This is a genomic window from Mesorhizobium sp. M1E.F.Ca.ET.063.01.1.1, from assembly GCF_003998155.1.
Taxonomy (GTDB): Bacteria; Pseudomonadota; Alphaproteobacteria; order Rhizobiales; family Rhizobiaceae; genus Mesorhizobium.
The window spans coordinates 1-5186 of sequence record NZ_RZSC01000421.1; the positions used below are offsets into that span (position 1 = coordinate 1).

The 5186-nt window shown below is 63.0% G+C and carries 7 protein-coding genes; 2 read left to right on the forward strand and 5 right to left on the reverse strand.

Annotated elements, in window-relative coordinates; all coding sequences use genetic code 11:
• Nucleotides 1-25 precede the first annotated feature (25 nt).
• The 4 genes from EOA29_RS24300 to EOA29_RS24315 form a co-directional block, all read right to left on the reverse strand.
• Entirely contained in the window at nt 26-778 is a 753-nt protein-coding gene (locus EOA29_RS24300; protein WP_245468527.1) for a hypothetical protein, read from the reverse strand.
• 168 nt (nt 779-946) lie between these two features.
• Complete coding sequence (locus tag EOA29_RS24305) at nt 947-1204, reverse strand: hypothetical protein (RefSeq protein ID WP_040972051.1); 258 nt, start codon at nt 1202-1204, stop codon at nt 947-949.
• A gap of 359 nt (nt 1205-1563) precedes the next feature.
• A complete protein-coding gene (locus tag EOA29_RS24310; protein ID WP_127221702.1) occupies nt 1564-1941 on the reverse strand; it encodes a TIGR02301 family protein in 378 nt (125 codons plus the stop codon).
• 320 nt (nt 1942-2261) lie between these two features.
• Entirely contained in the window at nt 2262-2678 is a 417-nt protein-coding gene (locus EOA29_RS24315) for an NUDIX hydrolase (RefSeq protein ID WP_127221704.1), read from the reverse strand.
• A gap of 119 nt (nt 2679-2797) precedes the next feature.
• On the opposite strand from EOA29_RS24315, the gene EOA29_RS24320 reads away from it, so the two are divergent.
• Entirely contained in the window at nt 2798-3559 is a 762-nt protein-coding gene (locus EOA29_RS24320; protein ID WP_127221706.1) for an SOS response-associated peptidase, read from the forward strand.
• 101 nt (nt 3560-3660) lie between these two features.
• On the opposite strand, the gene EOA29_RS24325 is transcribed toward EOA29_RS24320, so the two are convergent.
• Nucleotides 3661-3816, reverse strand: coding sequence for a hypothetical protein (locus EOA29_RS24325; RefSeq protein WP_126094908.1), 156 nt, complete (start codon nt 3814-3816; stop codon nt 3661-3663).
• Between the two features lie 391 nt (nt 3817-4207).
• Between EOA29_RS24325 and cysS the strand changes: the two genes are divergently transcribed.
• A partial coding sequence (cysS, locus tag EOA29_RS24330) for a cysteine--tRNA ligase (protein WP_127221708.1) occupies nt 4208-5186 on the forward strand: 979 nt, incomplete at its 3' end.

The following is a 5186-nucleotide window of genomic DNA, read 5'->3' on the forward strand; positions in this document are numbered from 1 at the left end:
GGATGAGGCCGATCGCTGGCGAAACTCAATCCCCGGCGACGAAGAACAGCCACTGGCCGGTGGGCGTGATGCCGACGCGGTAAAAGATGTAGGCGCCGAACTGCTTCATGTCGTCATAGTCGCTTGCCGTGACGAGCTTGAACAGCTCGACGCGTTGCCTGGGATCGAGCTTGTCGAGCGGCAGCGCGAAGAAATATGGCCAGACATAGAGTTCCTGCGGCGTGCCGGTGTCGACGTGGACATAACCGGCGCTGAGCACCTCTTCCAGTATGGCGAGGATCTCCTGGCCGTCGCTGTCGCCGGACAGGCCCTTGAGGAAAGTGATCGGATCGCCGTCGATGTCGCCAAGCGACAGCTGCGTCATGGAATCGCCCGAGCCGATCAGCGACCTCAGCTTCTCGATGTCGCCGCTTTTGCAGGCCTCGACGATCAGCCCATGCATCCGCTTGACCGGTTCCGGCAGCTTGTCGAGGTCGTAGACGACAGCGGGCGGCGGTGCGTCCGGATCGGCGCGCGGGCTGGTGACGCCGCCGCTGCCGGATGGCGCCTCAGGCTCGCTCTTGTTTTTTTCGTCGGCCGGCTGGCTGTTGCCGGAGGGTTTCGTGCCGAGCGGGTCCGGTATCGGCACGGTCGTGTCCGGCGAGGCCGTATCGTCATTGGCGGGTGGCGTGACCGGCGAAGGCAAATCCTGGCGCTGGATCTCGCTCAGCGCATGGGAAGGGGTGCTGGCGAGGCACAAGCCCACTGGAAGGACCAGGCAGAACGCGGCGATCCACATGCCTACGGTCCAGGCATGCGGCCGGCCTGCCAACGAAAATCTCACCCCTTGCCTCTCCATGGTTCCCGGGCTCGCTCGGTCCGGACAGCGCTTGAGCTGTTAAGGCACCCAGGCATCATGCCCAAATGGCGCGTCGCCGTCAAAAGCCGCTGTTAGACAGCGGGCGGCCTAGTGCTTGAGCCGCTCCGGCTCGAAGGCGCCGGAGATTACCTTTTCGCGCATGCGGTCGAGCAGGGCCAGCGCCGAGGTCTCGCCATTGGCGCGCAGCATTTCGCCAAACGCGGTTTCGAGGGCGGCTTCGGCGATGATCTCGGGCTCGATGCCAGCCGACAATCCCTCAGCCCAGGCTTCGCTGTGGCTCTCCACGGCGGTCAGGCGCTTTTCTTCCCTGACCAACGCGTCGATGTCGCTGACACCATGTTCCATTGCGATGTCCACCTTTTTCAAGCGGCGATCCGGCGAGAGACCGGGCTTGACCTTCCAGTTCATTCGCAGCCCGAGATAAGTACTTGTAAATACGACATTTTTACGGTCGTAATCTACATTTCGAGCAAGGCTGCGCTCAATCCGTTCCGAAGCTTAGCCGATTAGACTGGCTTGCGGCATCAAAACCTTCAGTTTGAGTTAATTCCGCAATTGTGCGCTAACGTTTCATTAACATTGTTGCACAAGCGCAACACATCATTGCACCAAGGCGCAGCCGGACACAATAAGGCGCGTCACATTGGGGGCCAGTTCCCGGTGGATTTATGCGCAAACCGGATTGGCCGCGATTGGCGCCGGCCTCAATTCCCGTAGCGGGAAGCAATGTCGCGCGACAGCGTCTCGCCTTCCTTCATGTAGCGGGCAATAGCCTCGGTCGCCGAGGGCGTGCATTGCGTATAGGTGCCGCTGAAGGAGCGGTAGCCGCGGTTGAAGGAGGCGATGAAGCGAGCGCGGCGGTCGGGATCGGGGTTTTCCGACTCGAGCAGCTTTTCCATCTCGACCCGCCACTGGTCGCCCTTCTCGCCGCACAGATTGCGCAGGAAATGCAGCGACCCCAGCACCTCGGCGAGCCGCATCAGCCCGGGCTCGAACGGCGCCTCCGCCGCAAGTGTCGGCCGCGCCGTGACGGTCATGCTGAAGGCGAGGCACGCGGCGAGGAGAGGTGAGGCGCGGGTCATAGGCTTATGTGACCAAACAATTCGCCGCTCGCAAGACGATTTTGGGAGGCCGTCGTACCTGGCCAGGATCTCTCCCTGTTGAGGTTCGCGCAGCCCCTCATTGCCCTGCCGGGCATTTCTCCCCGTATAGTGACGGGGAGAAAGGGCTGGCCGCAGCCTAGGCGCCTTTCTTGCAACGCTGGAGATTGGCGAAATCGGCGAAGAGAACGCCCCTCTCCCCGAGAGGATGCCGGTCCACCCTCCGCAGCTGCTGCGGAGGACGGGCAGGCAGGTGAGGGGCGGCGCAGGCGCCTGGAAGTCATGGCGTTGCGCTGTCGAAGCTACTTATGCGAATCGCCCAGCAGCTCTCTTGCGACCTCAAGCACCTCGTCCGCCAGCGGCATCTCCGCCATTTCCGCCAGCGTGTGGAAGGCGGCAGTCTCGGCATCGTCGCTGGCCTCGGGCTCGCCGCCAACATAGGCCGCTCCGAACACCGTCAGCAGATAGTCGACGGCGTGATTCTCGCCGCTGCCGTCGATATGGATGTCGCGCAGTGGGTGGTAGTCCCTGGCCTCGAGTCCGGTTTCCTCGGCCAGTTCCCGCGCCGCCGCCTGTGTCAGCGTCTCGCCGGGCTCGACCTTGCCGCCGGGATAGGCGTAGAGCCCTTGCGAGGGCGGCCGCGCGCGCTTGACCAAAAGTACCGTCTTGCCGCGCACGACGGCGACGGAGACAGCGGGGACGGTCTTGCGCGGTTCCATGGAATGCCGAATGTTCCTGCAGCCTGTTGTGGACCGATTGGCCTGATCAAGCTTTAGCCGTTGCAGCGCTGGGGTTCCATCGCCACCTTTGGGAAAAATTCCGATCGACGAGCGAGTTCATGTGCGGACGCTTTGCCCTGACCGCCACGCCGGACCAGACCGCCGCCTTCCTCGGCCTTGCGGAGCTGGAGGAGTTTCCGGCCCGCTACAACATCGCCCCGACACAGCCCGTGCTGATGGCTCTTGCCGGTCCGCAGCGCGCGCCGGGCTCCAACCTGCCGGATCGGCAGGCGATACTGGTGCGCTGGGGCCTGATCCCGGCCTGGGTCAAGGACACGAAGGAATTTCCGCTGCTCTTCAACGCCCGTTCGGAAGGGGTGCTGGAAAAGGCTTCGTTCAAGACCGCGATGCGCCATCGCCGCGCGTTGGTGCCGGCCTCCGGCTTCTATGAATGGCAGCAGTCGGGCAGCGAAAAGGGCCAGCCTTACTGGATCCGGCCGAAGCGGGGCGGGGTGATCGCCTTCGCCGGCCTTATCGAAACCTATGCCGAGCCGGGCGGCTCCGAGATGGATACGGGCGCGATTCTGACGACGCAGGCCAATGCCGGCATCGCCCATATCCACGACCGTATGCCGGTGGTGATCGAGGAGCGCGACTTCGCCCGCTGGCTGGATTGCCGCACGCAGGAGCCGCGCGACGTACTCGACCTCTTGAAGCCCGCCGAACCCGATTTCTTCGAGGCAATTGCGGTTTCCGACCTTGTCAACAAGGTCGCCAACACCGGGCCGGAGATTCAGGAGCGGGGCGTCGTCGGCGAGCGGCCCGAGAAGGTCAGGCGCCAGAAACCCGGCGCGGACGAAAACCAGATGACCCTGTTCTAGAGAGGCTTGCTCTTGGCGTCTGCCTCAGTTCCGGGGCGCGCATTGGCGTCGCCCTCATTGCCGGCGCCCCATCATCGGGGACCGCGCCGGTCGTGCCTTTTTCAGGCGGCGCGCGGCGAAACGATCTTCTGCGCCGGCTTCTTCTTCTTCGCGGTGTGAAGAAGGGCTGCGACGATGGCTGCCGGGCCGATCGCGCGGTAGTGCTTGGTGAGCGGCTGTTGCGCCGGTCGGCTCTGTTCCTGCTTGCTTCGAGGCATTGTTCTCTTCCCTGGTAGTATTTTCGTGTCCGCGTTTGATGGTCGATTCGGACCAAATCGTGACGCCTGGGCGGTCTAGCCGGCGAATGTTTCATCACTGTGCCGACATGTTTAATAAAATGTTTCGGCCCGTCTTTACCTGTGATCCAACGACATGTTTCCGGAACAGAGCGACTTGACGGCAACACCGGCGGGCGCGATAAAGCCGCCCATGAAAACGTCTTTCGCCATTTGTGGCATTTGCATTATTGGCTAGCTTCGCGCTGGTCCGGACGTTTTCGCCTTATCTTTCCCCAGATTGGACAAACGCCCCGGCCAGCAGGCTGGAGCCCGATTTGCGCCTTCGGCGCAGACCTGGTTTCAGCGAACCCAAATCAAGGACCGGGACCGCATGTCTGACGCATCGAAGGGCCTCAGCCTCTACAACACGCTAACGCGGGCGAAGGAGCGTTTCGTTCCGATCGATCCGAAAAATGTGCGCATGTATGTCTGCGGCCCGACCGTCTACGACTTTGCCCATATCGGCAATGCGCGGCCGGCGATCGTCTTCGACGTGCTGTTCCGTTTGCTGCGCCAACTCTATGGCCAGGAGCACGTCACGTATGTGCGCAACATCACTGACGTCGACGACAAGATCAACGCCAGGGCGCTCCGCGATTTCGGCAACGAGATCGCGGCCGGAAAGCTCTCGCTGAACGATGCCATCCGCAAGGTCACCGAAAAGACCGCCGACCAGTACCACAAGGACGTCAAGGCGCTCGGGTGCCTGGAGCCAAGCTTCGAGCCGCGGGCAACGGAGTTCGTCGCACCCCGCGCCGACGGCAAGGCCGACATGCTGTCGCTGATCGCGCAGCTGATCGCGCGCGGCCATGCCTATGTCGCCGGCGGCGAGGTGCTGTTCGACACCGCCTCGATGCCGGACTATGGCGAACTGTCGAAGCGCAATCTCGACGAGCAGCAGGCGGGCGCCCGCATCGCCGTCGATGAGCATAAGAAGAACCCCGGCGACTTCGTGCTGTGGAAATTGTCCACGCCGGAAGAGCCGGGCTGGGAAAGTCCTTGGGGCAGGGGCCGCCCGGGCTGGCACATCGAGTGCTCGGCAATGTCGGCCGCCTATCTCGGCGAGGTCTTCGACATCCATGGCGGCGGCCTCGACCTGATCTTCCCGCACCACGAGAACGAGATTGCCCAGTCCCGCTGCGCCCACGGCACCAAGGTCATGGCCAATGTGTGGATGCACAACGGCTTCCTGCAGGTCGAGGGCCAGAAGATGTCGAAAAGCCTCGGCAATTTCTATTCGATCCACGAATTGCTGGAGACGAAAACCTTCGGCGGCCGCAACTGGCCGGGCGAGGTGCTGCGGCTGGCGA